Source organism: Bradyrhizobium sp. STM 3566 (assembly GCF_045571445.1).
GTDB classification, from domain to species: domain Bacteria; phylum Pseudomonadota; class Alphaproteobacteria; order Rhizobiales; family Xanthobacteraceae; genus Bradyrhizobium; species Bradyrhizobium vignae.
Map to the genome: position 1 here is coordinate 6,480,124 of NZ_CP120692.1, position 19,744 is coordinate 6,499,867.

9 protein-coding genes and 4 pseudogenes are annotated in these 19,744 nt (G+C 57.9%); 1 reads left to right on the forward strand and 12 read right to left on the reverse strand.

All coding sequences use genetic code 11. From position 1 onward, the window contains the following. Window positions 1-4: 4 nt before the first annotated feature. From P6U27_RS30950 to P6U27_RS30970, 5 genes and pseudogenes are all read right to left on the reverse strand, one after another. Window positions 5-2,458: an FAD-dependent oxidoreductase gene (locus tag P6U27_RS30950; RefSeq protein ID WP_407193137.1), complete on the reverse strand. Its 2,454-nt coding sequence runs from the start codon at window positions 2,456-2,458 to the stop codon at window positions 5-7. A 318-nt stretch (window positions 2,459-2,776) separates the two neighbouring features. Beyond that, entirely contained in the window at window positions 2,777-4,423 is a 1,647-nt protein-coding gene (locus P6U27_RS30955) for an amidohydrolase (RefSeq protein ID WP_407193138.1), read from the reverse strand. 27 nt (window positions 4,424-4,450) lie between these two features. Then, window positions 4,451-5,434, reverse strand: coding sequence for a CobW family GTP-binding protein (locus P6U27_RS30960; protein WP_407193139.1), 984 nt, complete (start codon window positions 5,432-5,434; stop codon window positions 4,451-4,453). A gap of 1,139 nt (window positions 5,435-6,573) precedes the next feature. Then, a pseudogene (gene tnpC, locus P6U27_RS30965) lies at window positions 6,574-7,629 on the reverse strand (IS66 family transposase); the annotation flags it as partial. Window positions 7,630-7,735: 106 nt separating this feature from the next. Further along, a complete protein-coding gene (locus P6U27_RS30970) occupies window positions 7,736-7,933 on the reverse strand; it encodes a hypothetical protein (protein ID WP_407194508.1) in 198 nt (65 codons plus the stop codon). Window positions 7,934-8,916: 983 nt separating this feature from the next. Between P6U27_RS30970 and P6U27_RS30975 the strand changes: the two are divergent. Continuing rightward, a pseudogene (locus P6U27_RS30975) lies at window positions 8,917-10,137 on the forward strand (diaminopropionate ammonia-lyase). Window positions 10,138-10,388: 251 nt separating this feature from the next. Here P6U27_RS30975 and P6U27_RS30980 read toward each other — a convergent pair. From P6U27_RS30980 to P6U27_RS31010, 7 genes and pseudogenes are all read right to left on the reverse strand, one after another. Beyond that, window positions 10,389-11,039: a CoA transferase subunit B gene (locus P6U27_RS30980; protein WP_407193140.1), complete on the reverse strand. Its 651-nt coding sequence runs from the start codon at window positions 11,037-11,039 to the stop codon at window positions 10,389-10,391. Window positions 11,040-11,063: 24 nt separating this feature from the next. Then, complete coding sequence (locus P6U27_RS30985) at window positions 11,064-11,771, reverse strand: CoA transferase subunit A (RefSeq protein ID WP_407193141.1); 708 nt, start codon at window positions 11,769-11,771, stop codon at window positions 11,064-11,066. Between the two features lie 917 nt (window positions 11,772-12,688). Further along, on the reverse strand, window positions 12,689-13,027 hold the full coding sequence (locus tag P6U27_RS30990) for a TauD/TfdA family dioxygenase (protein WP_407194509.1): 339 nt from the start codon (window positions 13,025-13,027) through the stop codon (window positions 12,689-12,691). Beyond that, entirely contained in the window at window positions 12,981-13,634 is a 654-nt protein-coding gene (locus P6U27_RS30995) for a TauD/TfdA dioxygenase family protein (RefSeq protein ID WP_407193142.1), read from the reverse strand. The genes P6U27_RS30990 and P6U27_RS30995 overlap by 47 nt, the downstream gene beginning before the upstream one ends. 124 nt (window positions 13,635-13,758) lie before the next feature. Continuing rightward, window positions 13,759-14,690: pseudogene (locus tag P6U27_RS31000) on the reverse strand (IS3 family transposase); the annotation flags it as partial. Between the two features lie 661 nt (window positions 14,691-15,351). Further along, window positions 15,352-16,839, reverse strand: coding sequence for an AMP-binding protein (locus P6U27_RS31005; protein ID WP_407193143.1), 1,488 nt, complete (start codon window positions 16,837-16,839; stop codon window positions 15,352-15,354). 819 nt (window positions 16,840-17,658) lie between these two features. Beyond that, window positions 17,659-19,744: pseudogene (locus tag P6U27_RS31010) on the reverse strand (3-hydroxyacyl-CoA dehydrogenase NAD-binding domain-containing protein).

Here is a 19,744-nt window from a genome sequence, read left to right on the forward strand (position 1 = left end):
AACGCTATGCCAGTATCTTTGAATTCGATGGATCATACTGCGCAGCAAATTGGGCTACGGCCTTGTGGCGTCTTCCTGCCACCTCGATCTCGAATTGTGTTGCGGAAAGGAACGAAGCATCGACTCCGTCGTCGTTCTCGACGTAGCCCATACCGAGGGAAGCTCGGACACGATGTCCATAGGCGCCAGAGGTAACAGATCCGACGAGGCGACCATTGGCCCATATAGGTTCTTGGTGATACAAAAGAGGGGCATCTGGTTCGACCATGCGGAATTGCACCAGCCGTCGGCGTACGGATCCTTGTTCCTTCTGTCGCAGCAATGCCTCGCGGCCAATGAACCCTCCCGGTTTTTCCAACTTCACTGCGAAGCCGAGGCCGGCCTGGTAGGGCGTATCTTCGGGCCCGATGTCATGGCCCCAGTGGCGATAGCCCTTCTCCATACGCATAGAGCCAAGGGCGAAGTAGCCAGCCTGTGACAACCCGTAATCAGCCCCCCCCTCAACGATCCTGTCAAAAACATGCGCAGCGAACTCGGCCGGCACGTACAGCTCCCACCCGAGTTCGCCCACATACGTGACGCGACTTGCGCGTAGCTTCGCATAGCCGATCTCAATTTCCTGGCTCGATGCGAACGGAAAGGCTGAATTCGAGAGGTCGCAACCTGACAACCGCTCGAGCAACGGCCTCGCACTAGGCCCCATAAGACCGAGCATCGGCAATCCCGACGTCACATCCCGGATGAAAACATGGGCCTTATCTGGAGTGTTGCGTCGCAACCAAACCAAGTCGCGTGTTTGCGACGTCGCCGCCGTCACAACCAGATAAGAATCTTCCGCAAGCCGAGTTACTGTAATGTCCGCCTCTATTCCACCCCGCTCGTTTAGGCACTGTGTGTAAACAAGCTTCCCAATGGGCACGTCCACATTGTTGGAACATATCCGGCTGAGGACCGCACAGGCGTCCCGCCCATCGACCATATACTTGACGAAGCAACTCTGATCGAAGAGAGCGACTTTCCCGGCTGCATTCCGGCACTCCTGACCGACGATATCGAACCAGTTTTGCCGGCCGTATGAATATTCGATTTCCTTCGCCCTGCCGTCGAGAGAGAAGTACCCAGGCCTTTCCCATCCAGCAGCCTCCGTCATCACTGCACCGAGCGCCTTCAACCGATCATGGAAGACCGCTTGACGAACGTTACGTGAAGTCGTGTATTGACGGTATGGCCAATGCATATCGAACAGGAGGCCAAGAACCTCTTTCGTTCGATCGTAAAGATACGTCTTGTTCGATTGGAACGGGTGCATGCGGAGAACATCGACGTCGGCGAGATCGACCGGTGCGTGCCCCTCCTTGATCCAAGAAGCGAGCGCCTTTCCGATGCCCCCGGAAGACAAAATGCCGACGGAATTGAAGCCGCAGGCCGTAAAGAGCCCCGACACCTCGGAGGTCTCCCCAAGCAGATATCGATTGTCAGGCGTGAAGCTTTCGGGGCCATTGAAAAACAGCTGTATGCCGACATCGGCGAGCGCCGGGACCCGCTTCACCGCCATATCCAGAATTCGTTCGAAATGGCCGAAATCCTCAGGCAAGGATTCAAAACAGAATTCGGGTGATATGCCTTCGCGCCCCCATGGCTTGGCATGTTTTTCGAAGCATCCTACAAGCAACCTCCCGGCGTCTTCCTTATAGTAAGCCTCTTCATCGGTCATGAAGAGAACCGGCAGCTGTCGGGGCAAATCTCGAATAGGCTCAGTAACAACGTAGAAGTGTTCCGCTGCGTGGAGCGGCAGGGAAATGCGCTGCTTGGCAGCAAACTCGCGTGACCACATCCCGCCGCAAATGACGATCTTCTTGGCGCGGATGGCACCTTCATTCGTGGAGACGCCAACGGCACGTCCGCGCTCAACCAAAATTCGATCAACCTGCAAGTTCTCCACGATTTTCGCGCCGCCCATACGCGCGCCCTTTGCAAAGGCTTGCGTGACATCGGTAGGATTTACTTGGCCATCTTTTGGGGCCCATATGCCTCCGATCACGTCTTTAAGATTGAGCAGTGGCCAACGCTCCGTAATCTCTGCAGGCGAGACGGCATGCATCTCAAGGCCGAAGTTGCGTCCCATGGAAGCGCCGCGTAGCAGTTCCTCCAGACGCCCAGGACTTTTGGCGAGGCGGAGAGCTCCATTCTGTTTGAAACCTGTTTCCTGACCGGTTTCCGGGCCAAGACTGTGAAACAGCTCCCCCGTGTATTTGGCAAGCTCGGTCATGTTCCGGGTGGCTCGCAATTGCGTCACCAGACCGGCGGCGTGCCAAGTTGTTCCGCACGTCAACTGCTTGCGCTCGAGCAAGACGATATCGCTAATGCCCAGCTTAGTAAGATGATAAGCGACCGAGCAGCCTGCTATGCCGCCGCCGACAATGACGACTTCGGTCTTCTCAGGAACCCTTGTGGTCATTATTGGAGACTTCCCATCGATCGGTCGTGAGCGAATTCGACGACATGAGTGTTAAGAGCAAACCGTGAGAGTGATCCGAAGCGGCTAACGATGCGCCAGGCGCGCACGACAGTCGCCATTGCTTGTTCGTTTTGCGGAGTCTCGGCGTACGCAGGGAAATTCGTGAATAATAGGACGACTGTATCGTTCGACAAATTGCGGAAAACGAGTAATTGCCGCCGCGCGACCCGAGCACCTTGATCTGTCACGTCCACTTGTCCCATCGGGAAATCTGTCTCGCGGCTCCGCTCTGCGCAACCAAGGAAAGGAACGGCCCGTTCATGAAACACTGTTTGGTGCTGAAAGATCATCTGTGTCGATTCCGCCGACGACTGTCCCGAGAATTTGGATTTGGAGAATTCGGCCTGGTTCGCATGCGACCGGGTCCTGTCCGAGAACAACGAAATCAGCGTATTTTCCGACGGCAATGCTTCCGATCTTGTCGTCCATTCGCAAATGGTATGCCGCGTCGATTGTGATCGCTTTTAGCGCGTCTTCCATAGAGACCCGCTGCTCAGGACCCAGTATCGCGCCCTTCATCGTGCTTCGGTTAACCGCAACGTTCAGACAGATAAGGGCATTTGGCCATGTCATCGGAGAATCGCAGTGATAGGAAACTCGCATGCCCTTTCTTGTGGCGGAGCCCGAGGGGACGAAACGAGCAGCACGCTCTTCACCAAGCAGGTAGTCACGGATTGCCTCGCCCCAATGATGGATGTAGGGCAGAAAGTATGAGCAGACGACATTGAGTCGGATGGCGCGGTCGATCTGATCCTCGCGCATCATCCCGCAATGCTCGATCCGAAGCGGACCTGATACTTTGTCCGGCCCGACCTTGTCGATCACCTTCTCGTAGACATTCAGGACCATGTCGATCGCCCGATCTCCATGGGCATGGATTGCCACCTGCCAGCCCTCGCTCGCATATTTGAGGACCAATTCGTGCAGCTTGTCTTCTGAATAGTTTGCATGGCCCGTGCTGTTCTCGGGCAATCCCATCCCCTTAAGCGTCATTTTATTGTTGAGGTATGGTTTGGTGGTCCACACATTTCCCAACAGGACGGAGCCGTCCGCCCATAGCTTGACGCCAATCATGCGGAAATCGTCATCGCCGAAGTTCAGAGGAACCGTTATCTCGTCGCCACGACTCGATTCGTACCCAATGATACGAAGTAGGTTTGGCCGCGATTTTACTGCGGCCTGGAGCATTCGGGCGTTGCCAGGGTTGATTCCGATCTCTGACGTTGTGGTATACCCTGCTCTAACGAACTTCTGTATCCACTCCTCGAAGCTCCGCTTCTTCCGCTCCTCGCCACAAATTTCGAAAAAGTGATCCATCACTTGCCAGGCTGCCGTTTCCTCAAACTTCCAAGGAAGACCATCTGCGGCCTTGAAGACGTTTCCATCAGGTGGAGGGACGTAATCAGCATCGATACCAAAAGCGGCAAGTGCTTTGGTGTTTATGTACATTCCGTGAGTGTTGGAGGTTCCGACAAGGATGGCATTGTTCGGAGCGATGTCGTCGAGAAGTTCGCGTGATGGCTCTTCCATTCCCTCGTGCAATTGGGGATCAAGTCCGAGGAACAAGATGATCTCATCGGGCTCGGCTTTCGCTACACGACGGCGCATCTTCGCAACTACCGCGGAGAAGCTCGGTTCGTGAACAGCTCGAATATCAACGACTGGATCCCCCCAGAGAATCCCGCTCGACATGGGATGACTATGCGCCTCAACGAACCCGGGGAGCATCGCACTGCCCTTCAGGTCCGTTTTCTCAGTGCCCACACCGCAGAACCGTTCGACGTCCATCTTGGAACCGACTGCGACAATCCTTCCTCCTCGGACTGCAACGGCTTCAACGGTCGGTTTCGAGGGATCCATGGTCCGGATTGGACCACCAAAAAACACACGATCGGCTAACTTCATCTGGCACCCCTTAGATCGATGTACTCTCTAATGGGAAATCAAGGGGCGCTTCGGACCTCGCCGCCGCGCAATCGGTTGAATACGCGCCCCAGGACAGAACTTCAGGGCCTTCGCAATCGCACTTCTGTCGAGTTTCCCGCGACGTGCGATCAAGACGATCCGACTGATCTCGGGACCGTCTGCTGTTTCCACTTCGACGGTAGAGCGCCTTCCCACAAGTTGAAAGATTGCTCGTAGCGGGCGCCCCCTGTTGACCATTAGACCTAGAACGCCCTTGCCCCGAAGTATTTGGGAGGGAAGCTCGTCACAGAACCGCTTGAAAGCTCCTGCGTCGACCGGAGAGTCCCAGAAGAAAGAAGCGCTTTCATAGAGATCAGAATGGTTACCCTCCGTGGCGGCTCGTTGTCGACTACGCCTGGTCTTCTCTGCCAGGCCAAATAGAATGGCAGTCGGAATTTCGGCCCGTACAACTTCCGACAGCTTCATACTCTGTTGAGCTGCCTGAAGCGTCTGACGCACCTCGATGCGGACGGCCTCTGAGACTAAATCGGTCTTATTTAGGAAAACCAGATCGGACATGGCGGCTTGATCGATTGCCAGCTCTGTGCTTCGAAAGTCGAGATCGAGCAGGTTAGACGTATCGATTAAACAGAAGAGCCCATCGACATAAAATAGCTCCCTAATCGGATCGCTATCGAATATCTTCAATATGCCTGCAGGATGCGATACGCCACTGCACTCGAGTGCTACGCGCGTAAACTTGTCCGGAAATCGACTGAGGGAGACCAGGCCCGCCGCAAGGTCGTCCTGAATGGAGCAGCAAACGCAACCATTACTGAGCTCGATCCGATTTTGCGTTTCGACCTTGATGAGGTCCTGATCGATATTCACAGAGCCGAAGTCGTTCACCAAAACAGCCAGGCGATCATCCCCCGGGTTGTGCAGGAGACGATTTATCAAAGTGGTTTTGCCCGCACCGAGAAATCCGGAGATGATTGTGGCTGGAAGCATCGCAACACGTGCCCTATCCAATGACTGACAAGTCGGAGGCATTCTTCGGTGGGCAGCCTGACGTTGAGATCCAGCTCCTACACTCGGCCGCGCCACAGGCCACCCCTCCCCGAGAAGAAGCAACGGAATGAGCCCCGGAAACGGAGCACTCGACGGCGAGCTGCCGTCTAATTTGGGCTAGCTGGGAGTAAACCTCGAAGGAAGCACTGGCTCCCGCGATGCGCGTAACCTTGAATTTGTCATCGACAGCTGCGGAAGAGGCGTGAAAGCGGCCAGCCATTCATGCCTCCGAACGCATATGATCCTGCCGCCCGTTGCTCAAAATTGCCCCCATAACAAGTTGGCAGAAAAAGACTCCGATTTTTTTACGCTAACGAGATGGCACGCTAAAATTATTATGTCAATGTGAAACTTTTGGAAATACTTTCATGCAAGAAGCCGCACAGAGGACATCTGCTCCACGACCCGGTTGATTTGGAAACACTATGGAGGTCGCAGAGGTGCGCTGACGGTTTCTAGACCTTCGTCGCCAAGCGCGACCACGATCAACGATGCCTCGTCCGAGGAGACGGCCACCGCGACCGGGAGCTTCCGGCCGTGATCAGCCGTGCAGGCGAGACGCGTGCGAATGCTTCAAGTTCGGAGGGGTTGTAGATCTGTCCGAGGTCATCCGCTTGTTCGTTTAGCGTCTGCTGCTTACCGTGAACAATACCAAGTTTTAGTTGTAAGCGCGGATCAGTTCAGGGATTTGGGATCTCACCTCGGTTGGTAGGCTCGACTGAGCAAGCGGTTTGGAACTCTGCTCCCCGCGTCGACCAGTTGATCGCCAGATTTCTCTTCGCCTCGCAGAATGAAATTCTGCTCGTGCCGGCGCATCGTTATTATCAAATTCGTGAGGCGTGGCTAGTTCAGCTCTGCGAGACGCCGTTTGACGTCATGCACGCTTGCCCTAAAATCCATCATCTTCGTTAAAGCCGATCGCTGCGCAGCGACCACGTTGTGAAAGCGGGTTGCGTAGAAATCGAGGACTGACCGCAAAGAGGTCACCTGCTTTAGCGGATCATCATCCGGCAAGCCGATACAACTTCTTCGACACAACTCAACTCTGTGAGCTGCCGCTCGTAACGTAAGCGTCGTTCTCAGGCCACGGCTTTGAGGTTGTGACGGCAATAAGCCCACGGAAGCAGCTCATCGATGTTGCTGTTTGGATGGCCGTTGACGATCCGGGTGAAGGCATCGGTCAGATAGGCAAGCGGATCGACGTCATTCAGCTTACAGGTTTCGATCAGAGAGGCGATAATGGCCCAGTGCTCGGCGCCGCCGTCGGAGCCTGCGAACAGCGCATTCTTCCGATTGAGCGTAATCGGGCGAATTGATCGCTCGACCGCGTTGTTGTCGAGCTCGATGCGGCCATCATCGATGAAGCGCGTCAGCCCCTCCCAGCGTGAGAGCGCATAACGGATGGCATCGGCCAGCTTGCCCTTTTGGCTGATCAACGCGAGCTTTGCGCGGAGCCACCGTTCGAAGGCTTCCGCCAGCGGCCGGCTCTTCTGCCGCCGGACGAGGCAGCGCTCCTCGGCGCTGCGGCTACGGATGTCCTTCTCGATCGCGTAGAACTCGGCGATGTGCTGAAGCGCCTCGCTTGCGATGGGCGCGGGACCGGGTGTGGCAAGTTCGTAGAAGTTACGCCGCATATGCGACCAGCAGAATGCAAGCTGAACCTCGCCACGCTCGGCGAGCTTGCCATAGCCGGCATAGCCATCGACCTGCAGGATCCCCTTGAAGCCTGCCAGATGGGCAATCGGCCGATCGGCTTTGCGGTCGGGGGCATAGACATAGGCGACGCCCGGCGGATCAGCGCCGCCCCATGGCCGGTCGTCCGCCGCGTAGGCCCAGAGCTGACCGGTTTTGGTGCGCCCGCGGCCGAGATCGAGCACTGGCATCGTCGTTTCATCGGCGAACAGCTTTGGCCGTTGCCTGAGCTTGCCAAGGAGGCGCTCATGCAACGGACGCAGGTGGAAGGCTGCCTGGCCCACCCAGTCCGCCAACGTCGAACGATCGAGCTCAATGCCCTGGCGGGCGTAAATCTGCGCCTGCCGGTAGAGCGGCAGGTGATCGGCATATTTGGAGACCAGCACCTGGGCGACGGTGGCCTCGGTCGGCAATCCGCCCTCGATCAGCCGGGCCAGGGCCGGTAATGGGTCATCTCGGTCTCACGCCGCAGAGTGTCAATGTCCACGACGAGCAGCTGTGTCGCGACGCCGGGGCAGCGATCGTCTTTGCGCCGAATGTAGAAGAGATCTAGGTTGCCGAATGCTTTTGGCTATTTTTCTGGAGTAGGGCAAGATTATTCAAGTTGGAGATTTGCGGCGGAAGCTTTGCCGGAACGTCCGGGCTTCCGCTCGTAGATAATCCTGGCGCCCTCCCCATGCTCTCGCGCACCAGGGTCGCAAGACCCTCCATGCCCTTGCGGAAGTCTACCGGCTTGGTCGCCACCATCACCCGGACCGCGCCTGACGGACCGATCACCGGCTCGCCTTCAGCGCCTGGACGACAGCAATAGCGCTCATTGTCAGACAACGGATACCATTTGAGAACATCTCAATTCCTCCTTTCTGGTGTTACTTTAGTGCTATCGCTTCAATGAAGCACTGATGCGATAAACTCGCGAGCCCAGACACAGTTCAGGTAAGAGCTTCCGATGACTTGCCTTTAGATTCTCGGACACGGAAACTTGGTCTACCAAGACGAATTCGAGTCATTCCGGGTAGGCGCAAGATCACACGTTTCGGAAGATATCTGTCCGACCAGTACTCGATCTGGCACCAAAGGATTCCGCGCTTCGTTCCCGACTGGCGGACCCGCGGCGTTTGGATTGGCACAGTTCGTATCCTAGCCGAATCACGTTGTACTGCAGCCAGAGTGTTTGCTGCAGGTCGCTTTTGGTGTGCTGCGAAACAATGCATACGCGCCCATACGGATCGGAAAAAATGGCTAGCCGTGTCCTTCTCCCAATGCCGGTTTGCCGCATGAGTTGATTTACGGGCTTGTCGTCGCCCCCCAATATGCACATGCGAAGGATCACGCTTATTCCGTAGTGTAGCGGTTTGTCGGCCGCGATAAATGGAAGAACGCTCACACTTGCGCTTAAATTATGCGCTCAACTCCATTTTCTGATTGATTTCACCATGGCGATTACCGCCTTCTCCGCGAAGGCGACCATGTGCGCGATGTCGGCAAACTGAGCTAATCTTCAATTCGCCAGCGTGCCAGAAAGGCCGAGTTGCCCTTTCTCCAATCTGCGCAGATGCGATCTCTATTTGCTAAGTTTGACCAAGCAACCCGAGCAATGACGGGGATATCCAAACTCAGTGGCTCATCCTCTTGGTTTGAGTGGTTCTTCCACAAACACGCTCGGCTTGACTTTTATTGCGGTCAGGCTGCTCATAGAGAGCCGTCAATGAAGTGATAGAGCTGAAGACATGTTCCTCCTTAACCGGCAGACAGCTTACCGCGATCCTCTGGAGGCGTCAGACGCCGATACTTTGAGCATCGAGACCGCTCGTGAAGTCGAACGGTTTCTTAGGTATCGCGACGGCCACAAGGAAACTCCTCTCATTTCTTTAGCCGGGCTTTCTCGTGAGATTGGTGTTAGTTCGATCCATCTCAAGGATGAAGGCCATCGCCTCGGCCTGGGCAGTTTCAAAGCTTTGGGCGGTTCTTACGCTGTGATCCGATTATTGCTCGAGGAAGCAAGTCGGCAGTTCGATGTCGACACGTCAGAGTTGCACACGCCTGAAGTGAGAGCTGTGGCAGCAGGTATGACGGTCTGTTGCGCCACCGATGGTAACCACGGCCGATCAGTTGCTTACGGCCCAACTTGTCGGCGCACAATGCTCCATCTTCGTTCATTCAGGCGTGAGTGATGAACGCATCGCCGCCATTGCTCGGTTTGGCGCGCAGATGAACCGCGTCGATGGCAACTATGATGATTCTGTAGCCGCGGCTACCCGAGTTGCGGCAAGACAGAGTTGGACATTGGTATCTGATACCTCGTGGCCCGGCTACGAGCGCATCCCGAGCCTGGTAATGCAGGGCTACACTGCCCTCCTCAGCGAGGCCCTGCGTCAGTTGCCTGAACGTCCCACTCATGTTTTCGTTCAGTCAGGTGTAGGTGGACTTGCCGCTGCCGTTGCCGGACACCTCTCGATTTTGCTGGACCATGACCGTCCTTTCTTCATTGTTCCGAGCCCTCGCGTGCAGCGTGTCTTTTTGAAAGCGCACGAGTAGGGCATCCTGTGAAGGTGGCTCATACGCAATCGACCGTAATGGCAATGCTCGAATGTTACGAGCCTTCGCTTATCGCTTGGCGTGTACTTTCGCGTACAGCAGACGGCTTCATGACCGTGGACGACGATGACGCAATCTGCGCGATGAAACGTCTGGCAAATCCGACGGATAGCGATTTGGCGGTTGTCGCGGGCGAAAGTGGTGGTGCTGGTCTCGCAGCGTTGCTGAAGGCCGCTTCCAATCCAGACTTGCGTACCAAAATTGGTCTTAATCCGAATGCACGGGTATTCTTGATCAACACCGAGGGTGCTACTGATCCTCGCCTTTACGAAGAGCTGGTCGGTGTGACACCAGCGCACGTGACTGCGAACGCTCTGCTCGAGAACAGTCGAGGAGTAGCGAGCTCTGGTTGACCAATGATTGTCGCCGCCACACCCTCCCACTTGTTGATCTTGATGCAAGGCTCTTCCTGACGATCTGGGCCCCACGAAGCAATAGGAAACAACACGATATAGGTCGCTTCCCGTCCGTCTAGCTGCGCGCGACATCCAACCGCTGCGCGGACAGAGACCACGCATTTATTCCAAGATGGTCTTTGCGATGAAAGCCGCGTCGTTCGGGACGCGCTGACCGTATCGTCATGCGCGCCCCCGTTGCGACGACCTTACGTATTCTTCAGCGCGACGCGGAATTCGGCCTCGGTCTTGGCCTTGACCTCGTCGAGCGTGACGCCGTCGGCGAGCTCGATCAGCGCCATGCCGCCGTCGCCGTGCTTGTCGATGGTGAAGACTGCAAGATCAGTGACGACCATGTCGACGACGCGCTCGCCGGTCAGCGGCAGAGTACACTTCTTCAGCAGCTTGGCGCCATCCTTGGCGGAATGCTCCATCACCACGACGACGCGCTTGACGCCGGCGACGAGGTCCATCGCGCCGCCCATGCCCTTGACCATCTTGCCGGGAATCATCCAGTTGGCGAGATCGCCGTTCTGGGCCACCTGCATGGCGCCGAGGATCGACAGATCCATGTGGCCGCCGCGGATCATGCCGAAGGATTCCGCACTCGAGAAATACGAGGTCGACGGCAGCTCGCTCACGGTCTGCTTGCCGGCGTTGATCAGGTCAGCGTCTTCCTCACCCTCATAGGGAAACGGGCCCATGCCGAGCATGCCGTTCTCGCTCTGCAGGCTGACATCGACGCCATCAGGGATGTAGTTCGAGACCAGCGTCGGGATGCCGATGCCGAGATTGACGTAATAACCGTCGCGCAACTCCTTGGCGGCACGAGCGGCCATCTGTTCACGGGTCCAGGCCATATGACTCTCCTGAGGGGTTGCGAGTTAAGCCGCAGGCCGCGGACGGGTGTTGCGGAATTCGATGCGCTTCTTGGCCGTACCGACCTCGACGATGCGCTTCACGAAGATGCCGGGCGTATGGATGTGGTCGGGATTGAGTTCACCGGCCGGAACCAGATGCTCGACCTCGGCCACAGTGATCTTGGCGGCGGTCGCCATCATCGGGTTAAAATTGCGCGCGGTCTTGCGGTAGATGAGGTTGCCGGCGGTGTCGCCCTTCCAGGCGTGCACGATGGCGAGGTCGGCGAACAGACCGCGCTCCATCAGATATTTCTCGCCGTCGAACTCCTTCACTTCCTTGCCTTCGGCGATCAGCGTGCCGACGCCGGTCTTGGTGTAGAAGGCCGGGATGCCGGCGCCGCCGGCGCGGATGCGCTCGGCCAGCGTGCCCTGCGGGTTGAATTCGAGCTCCAGCTCGCCGGCGAGGAATTGCTGGGCGAACAGCTTGTTCTCGCCGACATAGGACGAGATCATCTTCTTGATCTGGCGGGTTTCGAGAAGGCGGCTGAGGCCGATGCCGTCGACGCCGGCATTGTTGGAGACCACCGTCAGGCCCTTGACGCCGGACTCCCGGATCGCGTCCGACAGCTCCTCGGCGATGCCGCAGAGGCCGAAGCCGCCCGACATGATCATCATGTTGTCTTTTAGAATGCCATCAAGCGCCGACTTGGCGTCGGAATAGACCTTGTTCATGAATTACCTGACCTTATAGAAGGGCTTGATGGCCCGGACGCGCTGAGCAGCTGGTATTTGCGATGGGGCCTGCACACACGGCAGCAGGCGAACGATCTATAATGCGGATCTTCGCGCGCATCCTAAGTCGTAGTGCAGCGATGTCGGCGCGCATCACAATTGAACACTTCGAACCGGCCCCGTTGGTGTCGACGTAGCGGCTGGCGCAAAGACACAGTTGGCGCCGCTTCGCCCGAAGTTCTCTACGTAGTATGCCCGCTCCTGCGCTTTCCGTTCCAGGTTGGAGAGCAGAAGGTCCCGATGCATCGTTTGGTACGGCCCTTTCATTGCATCCGGCAAAAAGTTTGTTGCTGCGCGAGCACATTCGTTTTGGATCCTTCTCGCTCCTTCGCGAGGACGCCATCTACAAACGACATTTACGTCAGATTGAGGAGGAAAGTCGGCCAACTCTTGCCGTTAACGTGCATATATTCGGCGCATTTCCTTTCTTTAGTGCAGGAGTTCATCAGAGAGGCTTCGGACGCCCGACAATTGAAGCGCCGTATAATCGGGCAGTCGGCCAGAGCAGCGCGAGGCGTCGGACGGATAGCTGCCCACTCCGTCTCACCGGTAGGCGCAGACTAAAAACCCGTTGGCCGGCGTCGTGATGACGACTTGGTCCAACAGTCAGATGAACGCGGGTGTGCCGCACGTGAAAAATGTTCGTTAGATCAGCGATCCATCTGAACAAGACGCCACGACTAGGAGTCACCTACATAGGTACGCTGGCCGTTGCTCCTGTAGAGAAATGCTGCTCCATTAAGAATAGAGAGGAACTGGCCGCAACCCGGCGAAGAACAATCAACGATTGATTGGACGCCGTCCATTAGCGTGCCAGTGCCGCCGGCAACAGCTTGGCTTCAGCACGAAGACCAACATCACCACAGCGAGCTGCGACTTCGCATGGCGCCGTACGCGGTAAGAGTCTTGGGCGTCCGCTGCTTTGACGATTTGATGTGTTTAGTGAGGCGACGGGCGTCGATGCTGAGTGTCAGATCGCGATCGGTAGTGGCGCGTTTTTGCACGCGATGGTGATCGCTCAAGTCCTTTGCCTCGTGATATTGGGCAGCGCGACAGTCCCAGATCGCAACGTCGCCCGGTAGCCAACTCCAACGCACCGTGTTTTCCGGCGCGGTGATGTATGACTCGAAGAGGCGGAAGATTTTCTGGCTAGTATATTTCTGAAAGCCAACGAAGCGCTGCACAAAATCGCCGATAGCGAGCGTGCGCTTGCCTGTCTGGGGGTGGACGCCAACTACCGGATGCTCCGGTCTCGAAACTCGGCCTGGTAAACACGTCGTCCAAAAGTTGTTTGTCTGCCTCCGCGAGCTCCTCTTTCATCGCATAGGCCTGCGAATTGTTGTGAACCGCCCAGAGCTGATCGGCTAACATCCGCAATGACAGCGGAAGCGCCTGATATGCGGCCGCCATATCCGACCAGACGGAGTCACCGTGATAGGACGGATTTATCATGCTGCGCAGGAGGGAGATCTCCGGATAACCCTCAAGCATGACCACCGTTTGCTGCCGCTGGTCGGCATGACCACCGCTGCGGACCGACTCCGGCTGATAATCCGGCACCAAATCGTCTAGCCGCATGACCAAGCGCTCGTGCTTGGTAGCATCGAGTGCCTGCTGATCACGAAAGAAGAGAACCTTATGCTCGAGCAGCAAGTCGTTGATGGCGTGGATGACCTCGTCTGACAACTCATGCGATAGGCTGACATTCCTGATCTCGGCACCAAGTCGGACCGCGCGCTTGATGACGTCCACTTTCGGAATAACATCGTGAATGGTTGTTGTATCGCTCATAGTCACTTTCATAGTCGCAATCCTCAACGAAGCTCCGCCATGCACTGGTCGTGGAAGCGACGGCGGAGATCTCCTCGGGCGCCAGGCATTAATCGCACAATGGTCGACCTTGCCATGGTGACCTGCCACTGAATTTTCATCCGGCAGCGGTTAGAGTCTCGGAGCTTTGTACGCCAAGTGGCGCGGATGGAGCAACGGACGATCGGCGGAGCTGGTCGGGGTTGCGTAGCCGATCGTCCGTTGCGTGAGGTGGGCGGCATAAGCCGCGGGGGTCATGTATTTCAGCGACGAGTGAGGCCGCTGAAGATTGTAGTCGGCAACCCAATTGGCGATCTTGGCGCGGGCATGGTCGAGATCGAAGAAGAGAGTCTCGTTGAGCAGCTCGTCACGCATCCGGCCGTTGAAACTCTCGACGAAGCCGTTCTGCATCGGCTTTCCCGGTGCAATGAAGTGCCAGTCGATAGCTGCGTCCCTGCACCAGGCGAGCATGGCATTGCAGGTGAACTCGGTGCCGTGGTCGGACACGATCATTCCTGGCTTGCCGCGTCGTTGGACGACGGCCGTCAGTTCGCGAGCGACGCGTCGTCCTGAGATCGACGTATCCGGAATGGCGCCCAGACATTCCTTGGTGACGTCGTCGACGATGTTGAGGATGCGGAAGCGCCGACCGTTGGCGAATTGGTCGTGGACGAAATCCAGCGACCAGCGCGCGTTGGGCATCGCCTCGACTAGGATCGGGGCACGGGTCCCCACGGCCTTGCGGCGAGCCCGCCGCTTGCGGACGGTGAGCCCTTCTTCCCGATAAAGCCGGTAGATCCGGTTGATCCCCGATGGCTCACCCTCCCGCCGCAGCAGCACGAACAGCCGGCGGTAGCCGAAACGCCGCCGCTCGTTGGCAAGGTCACGCAGCCGGCCACGGAGAGTCGCGTCCGGAGGACGGCTGGAGCGATAGCGGATCATCTTCCGATCCGCTCCGACAATCGAACAGGCCCGCCGCTCCGACAGGCTCATGACAGCCTGCAGATGCGCGACCGCAGCGCGCTTGGCGGCGGGCCCTACCATTTTTTTGAAAGCAGATTAGACGGCGGGAGCAACTCAGGCGCGTTCTTGGATCGGAGCTGAAGCGCCACACTGGATGCGGTAGGTTCAGCGGCCGTGCCGCTGCCTTCGCGGATTCGCGATCCTGTCAAACAGGCGCTGAGGGGCTTCCGTTCCCATCGAAGTGACAGCCGACTAGGCCGACACTCGTAGTCGCCTAGTGTGCAATCGGCCCCCGGTAACCGGCAGCAAATCCATCGGGCAGGCTGAGAGTACGACAACCGCATCCATTTCCGCCCGGAGTGTGACGTGATTCCGGGCTTTGACTGGTGGGTACATTGTTCAACGATTCGACACGGCCGGCGTAGGCTTCATTGACGCTCGGGTATGCTCCATCGCCATGAATTCGGACGTCTCGCTTGCATTGAACGCCCAGGTGTCGACGACCTGACTGGGTATTGATGATGCGCACGATCTTAGCTTTGTCGAGACGAACGGTTATGCCGCGCGTGGCTCGTGACGAATTCCTCGACATGTTGATTCTCCTGCAGCGGCCGCATCCGCTAGGATCGGCTGCCGAACCTAAGCGGTTCACACCATATCGCGAGTAGCGTCGGTCAGAAAACCGCGTCAATGTCATGGCCTGCTGGCTACTATATCCCCGTCTTCTTTAGAAAGAACACGACGCCGACTACATTTCGCTCTTGAGCGACTTCATGCGAGCGATGCGCTCGTCGCGCAATTGGGTACGGCGAACCTTGCCTGCATCGTCACGCAACGGCTCCTCAACGAATTCTATGGTGCGGGGCCTCTTATAGCTCACCAGCCTGTCGGCGAGATGCGCCAGCAGCGCCTCGCCCTTTAGCCCAGGTCGAGCCTGAATAATGGCGTGAATGGACGAGCCCAGGTCCTCGTGCGGCAGGCCGATGACAGCGCTTGATATGACCAGCGGGTGCTCATCGATCGCTGCCTCGACCTCGGCAGGGTAGACGTTGGCGCCCCCCACGAGGATCATATCGGTACGTCTATCAGCGAGGTACAGGTATCCGTCTGCGTCGAAATGCCCGATGTCGCCTAGGCTCTCCCAGCCGCCAGGTAGGCTGCGGGCCGTCGCACCGCGGTACTGGTAGGAAGGCTGCGAGCTTTCCCCGCGGCGCATGTAAACCTCACCGATCACACCAGCAGGCAGCTCCTTTCCGTCGGCGTCGCAGACCTTCATTTCACCGACGGTTACGCGGCCGACCGAGCCGCGGTGATCTAGCCACTCGCTTCCGGTAATGGTGGTCCAAGCTTGGCTCTCGGTGCCGGCGTAGAGCTCCATGATTACGTCGGGTCCTAACCAACCGATGAAGGCCTCTTTGAGCCATGGTGGACAGGGCGCAGCCAGGTGCCAGAGAGTCTTCAACGATGAAACGTCATAGCGGGCTCGCACCTGGTTGGGCAGCCGCCAGATCCGGCTCATCATGGTTGGAACCAAATAGATCCAGCTCGCCCTGCGCCGCTCGATCTCGGCGAGTACACCTTCCGCGTCGAATCGCGGCATAAGCACCAGATGGCCATCCTGAGTTATCGCATCCAAGGCGCATCCGAAGGGGCCGTTATGGTAGAGCGGTGCCGGAATCAGAGCCGTTTCGCCTGACCGGAAGCGCCAGATACCAGGTGCATCCGTCGGCTCGGCCGACGTGAGACCCGGTAAGCCCGAGAGAATGAGTTTCGGCGTGCCTGTCGAGCCACCCGAGGTCGCAGCCTGCTTCACCGGGGCCACGCGCGGCTCTATCGGTCGGTCATCATCTGACAAGGCGAGCAGGTCGCACACTGTGACGCGCCGCCGGTTGGTCTCCATACCCGGCAAGGCGATTACCACCGCCGGATTCGCGAGGTCGACGATGGCTTGCAGCTCGGCACTCGGCAGGCGGAAGGACACAGGCTGAGGCGACGCGCCCAGCTTCCAAACGCCCCAGCAGGCCTCGATGAAGTCGACGCTGTTGGGCAAGCCGATGGTGACGAGGTCGCCGAGCCTGACGCCCAGCTTCTGCAGCGCGCGCGCGATTCGGTTCGCTCTCGCCTCCAACTGCCGGCACGTGAGAGTGACCTCGCCACAACTAACCGCCGGCGCGTCGGGGGTCGCTTGGGCCCGCCGATACAACTTCTCCCCCAAGGAGATCAAATCTTCAGCCATTATTCGTCCGACCTCGCCTTCACTCGACCGGGCTGCCCGAACTACCATTTGCCCGCTGCTGACCTGAAGCTAAGAGAGAATTAGCTCACCCTTGCGGGAGAAAATCGCCAACTCTGCAGGCAGAGCGCTCAGATCAGGCGGATTTTGATGCTTTGACGCAGAAGCTCACCGTCAGACTAAAGTTCGGGGCTTTTTGGCGTAAGGTCACCCACGCGTTGCAGCATCCCATCCATCATCTCAGGCGAGAACACACTCGGCGCGATCGCCATTAGCATTGATGTTGCTCGCTAGTTACCCCGTACTCATGCATGTGACGGCGGGCGCACAACGCGTATATTTCCAAGAGGCTCTGGGAGCGGCCGCTCTCACAACAAACCCGGCGAGTAACGTCGCATTGGAAATGGCTGGCGCACTTCGAGGCCGTCTAGCCAACGCTACCAGGACCACATTACATTTACTAGCTAGGCGCGATAGCTTGAGCCGGGTGAGAAATGTGCTGTCCAAGGGTGCGGAACCGCCATCAGTGCAGTCACAATGGCTCACCTTGCGATTCAAAAAGCCCAGCCATTAAGACGGGCGACGCGCGGTTCATGACCCGTCGGAAGGTAGCCGCCGACATCGTCTTTGGTTAACCAAGCTTCGGCGAGTGCGCCAGCGGTACATTCGGAGTGGAGATGCGCGAGAGACTTGTCGGGCGCTCTGCGAGTGGGATGCCATACGCACGGACGATTTAGGCTTATTCATCGCGACTCGTCGCGTGGCGGTCCTTTGTTTACTGTTGGCCATCCTGTCAATATAAACGTCGTCCCTGGCCGGTCGCTAGTTGAGTGAAGCGAAGACCTTGCCTTTCACGATCAAGCGCTCGAGGAGCAATGCCGGCCCAAGCGAGGGATCGTTGGTCTGCTTTGCATGGAACGCGAGGCGGTCGGCGATACGCTTCAGGCGACCTGGTCGGCCCAGTGCATTGGGCCTCCGCGATAGATTGGCCAGCCAAATCCATGGAGCCACACCACATCGATGTCGCTCGGCCTGGCCGCGATTCCTTCTTCAAGGATTCGCGCGCCCTCATTGACAATCGAGTACATCATGCGCTCGAGAATTTGTTCGTCGCTGATGACTCGGCGCTTGCGGCCAAGCCGCGTGAGCGTCTCGTCGATCAGCTTCTCGACGTCAGGATCCGGAATCGGGGTGCGAGAGCCGGCCTCGTACATGTACCAGCCTTTGCCGGCCTTCAGACCAAAGCGGCTGGCATCGCAGATGGCATCGGAAATCTCCGACTTGATGCCCCGATCTTTACGCGAAAGCCAGCCGATATCCAAGCCAGCCATATCGCCCATCGCGAAGGGTCCCATCGGCATGCCGAATTCAGTCAGAACTGCATCGATCTGATGCGGTAGCGCACCCTCGAAGATAAGCTTGTCGGCCTGCTTGATCCGGGTCGTACATGCGATTGGCGACGAACCCGTGGCAGAGGCCCACTACGACCGGCGCCTTGCCGATCTGGCGGGCAATCGAAATCGCGGTCAGCAGCGCGTCCGGTGCGGTTCGCGGCCCGCGCACGATCTCGCACAGCCTCATCACATTTGCAGGCGAGAAGAAGTGCATCCCAAGCACGTCCTGCGGGCGGTGGGTGACCGAGGCGATTTCGTCGACGTTCAGATAGCTGGTGTTGGAGGCGAGGATCGCGCCCTCCTTGGCGTATTTGTCGAGCTGCGCGAACACCTCTTTCTTGACGGCCATAGTCTCGAAGACCGCTTCGATCATAAGGTCTGACTCTTTTAGGTTACTGAGACCTACCGTGGCGCTAATCAAGGCCATATGTTTGGCGGGAGCGTCCGCGGGGATGCTGCCACGCGCGGCGGATGCTTCCCAAGTCCTCTGAATGGTGTCCAAGCCACGCCTGAGCTGTTCTTCCGTACTCTCGATTAGGATCACAGGAACGCCGGCATTAGCGAAAGACATCGCGATGCCACCACCCATCGTTCCAGCCCCGACGACCGCCACCCGTTCAACTCGTCGTGGCTTCGTGGCTTCGTGCCTTCGGGAAGGTCTGCAAGTTTGTTGGCAGCGCGCTCTGCCAAGAAAGCATAGCGCTGCGCCTTGGACTGCTCGCTCTCCAGCAGCTTATTGAAGCCCTCGAACTCTTTTTTAAGCCCCTCTTCGAACGGCAGGTCCATCGCAGCGGGGATGGCATCTGCGGCGGCGAACGGCGCTTCCAGCCCGCGCGCCCGCTTGGTCATTGAGGCAACTGCCTTGGTGAAAAGCGAACGGTCGGCCTTTGCTGTGGCGAGCTTTTGTATCATCATCGCGGAGCTTGCGTACTGGCAGCCGATCGGCAAGAACCCTGCGCGCGAAGGCTTGCCCGCCTGCGGCCGCACTTTCCACGACGTCCGCGATAAGGCCGCTATTCAGTGCTTCTCGCGCAGTGATCGGATCACCCCCCACTATCATCTTTACGGCAAGCCCTGGCCCAACTGCGCGGGGGAGGCGTTGCGTTCCGCCGCCGCCAGGCAGAAGGCCCAATTTGACCTCGGGCAGGCCGAGTTTGGCGGCGTCGGTCGCGACGCGGGAATGGCAGGCCATTGCGGCTTCCAACCCTCGCCCGAGGGCATGGCCATGGATGGCAGCGACAACGGGCTTAGGCGAGTCCTCGATGACCCGCATAAACTCGTCCCATGTCGGGGGCCCTCGACGGCTTGCCAAATTCGGTGATATCCGCCCCCGCGATGAATGTACGGCCGGCGCAGGTCAGAACGATCGCCTTCACCTCCGGATTGGAGATCGCGAGTTTCATGCATTCCAAGATACCGCCGCGAACCGCAGCACCTAGCGCATTCACGGGCGGATAGTCGACCGTAATAGTCGCGATGACATCATGAAGTTCGAGCTTCACGACCTCAGCCAT

Excerpts from the sequence above, each read along its gene's own strand:
- P6U27_RS30995 (WP_407193142.1), bottom strand. The coding sequence starts at position 13,634 with ATGAAAGTGACTATGAGCGATACAACAACCATTCACGATGTTATTCCG.
- P6U27_RS30985 (WP_407193141.1), bottom strand. The coding sequence starts at position 11,771 with ATGAACAAGGTCTATTCCGACGCCAAGTCGGCGCTTGATGGCATTCTA.
- P6U27_RS30980 (WP_407193140.1), bottom strand. The coding sequence starts at position 11,039 with ATGGCCTGGACCCGTGAACAGATGGCCGCTCGTGCCGCCAAGGAGTTG.
- P6U27_RS30970 (WP_407194508.1), bottom strand. The coding sequence starts at position 7,933 with ATGGTGGCGACCAAGCCGGTAGACTTCCGCAAGGGCATGGAGGGTCTT.
- P6U27_RS30960 (WP_407193139.1), bottom strand. The coding sequence starts at position 5,434 with ATGCTTCCAGCCACAATCATCTCCGGATTTCTCGGTGCGGGCAAAACC.
- P6U27_RS30955 (WP_407193138.1), bottom strand. The coding sequence starts at position 4,423 with ATGAAGTTAGCCGATCGTGTGTTTTTTGGTGGTCCAATCCGGACCATG.
- P6U27_RS30950 (WP_407193137.1), bottom strand. The coding sequence starts at position 2,458 with ATGACCACAAGGGTTCCTGAGAAGACCGAAGTCGTCATTGTCGGCGGC.
- P6U27_RS31005 (WP_407193143.1), bottom strand. The coding sequence starts at position 16,839 with ATGGCTGAAGATTTGATCTCCTTGGGGGAGAAGTTGTATCGGCGGGCC.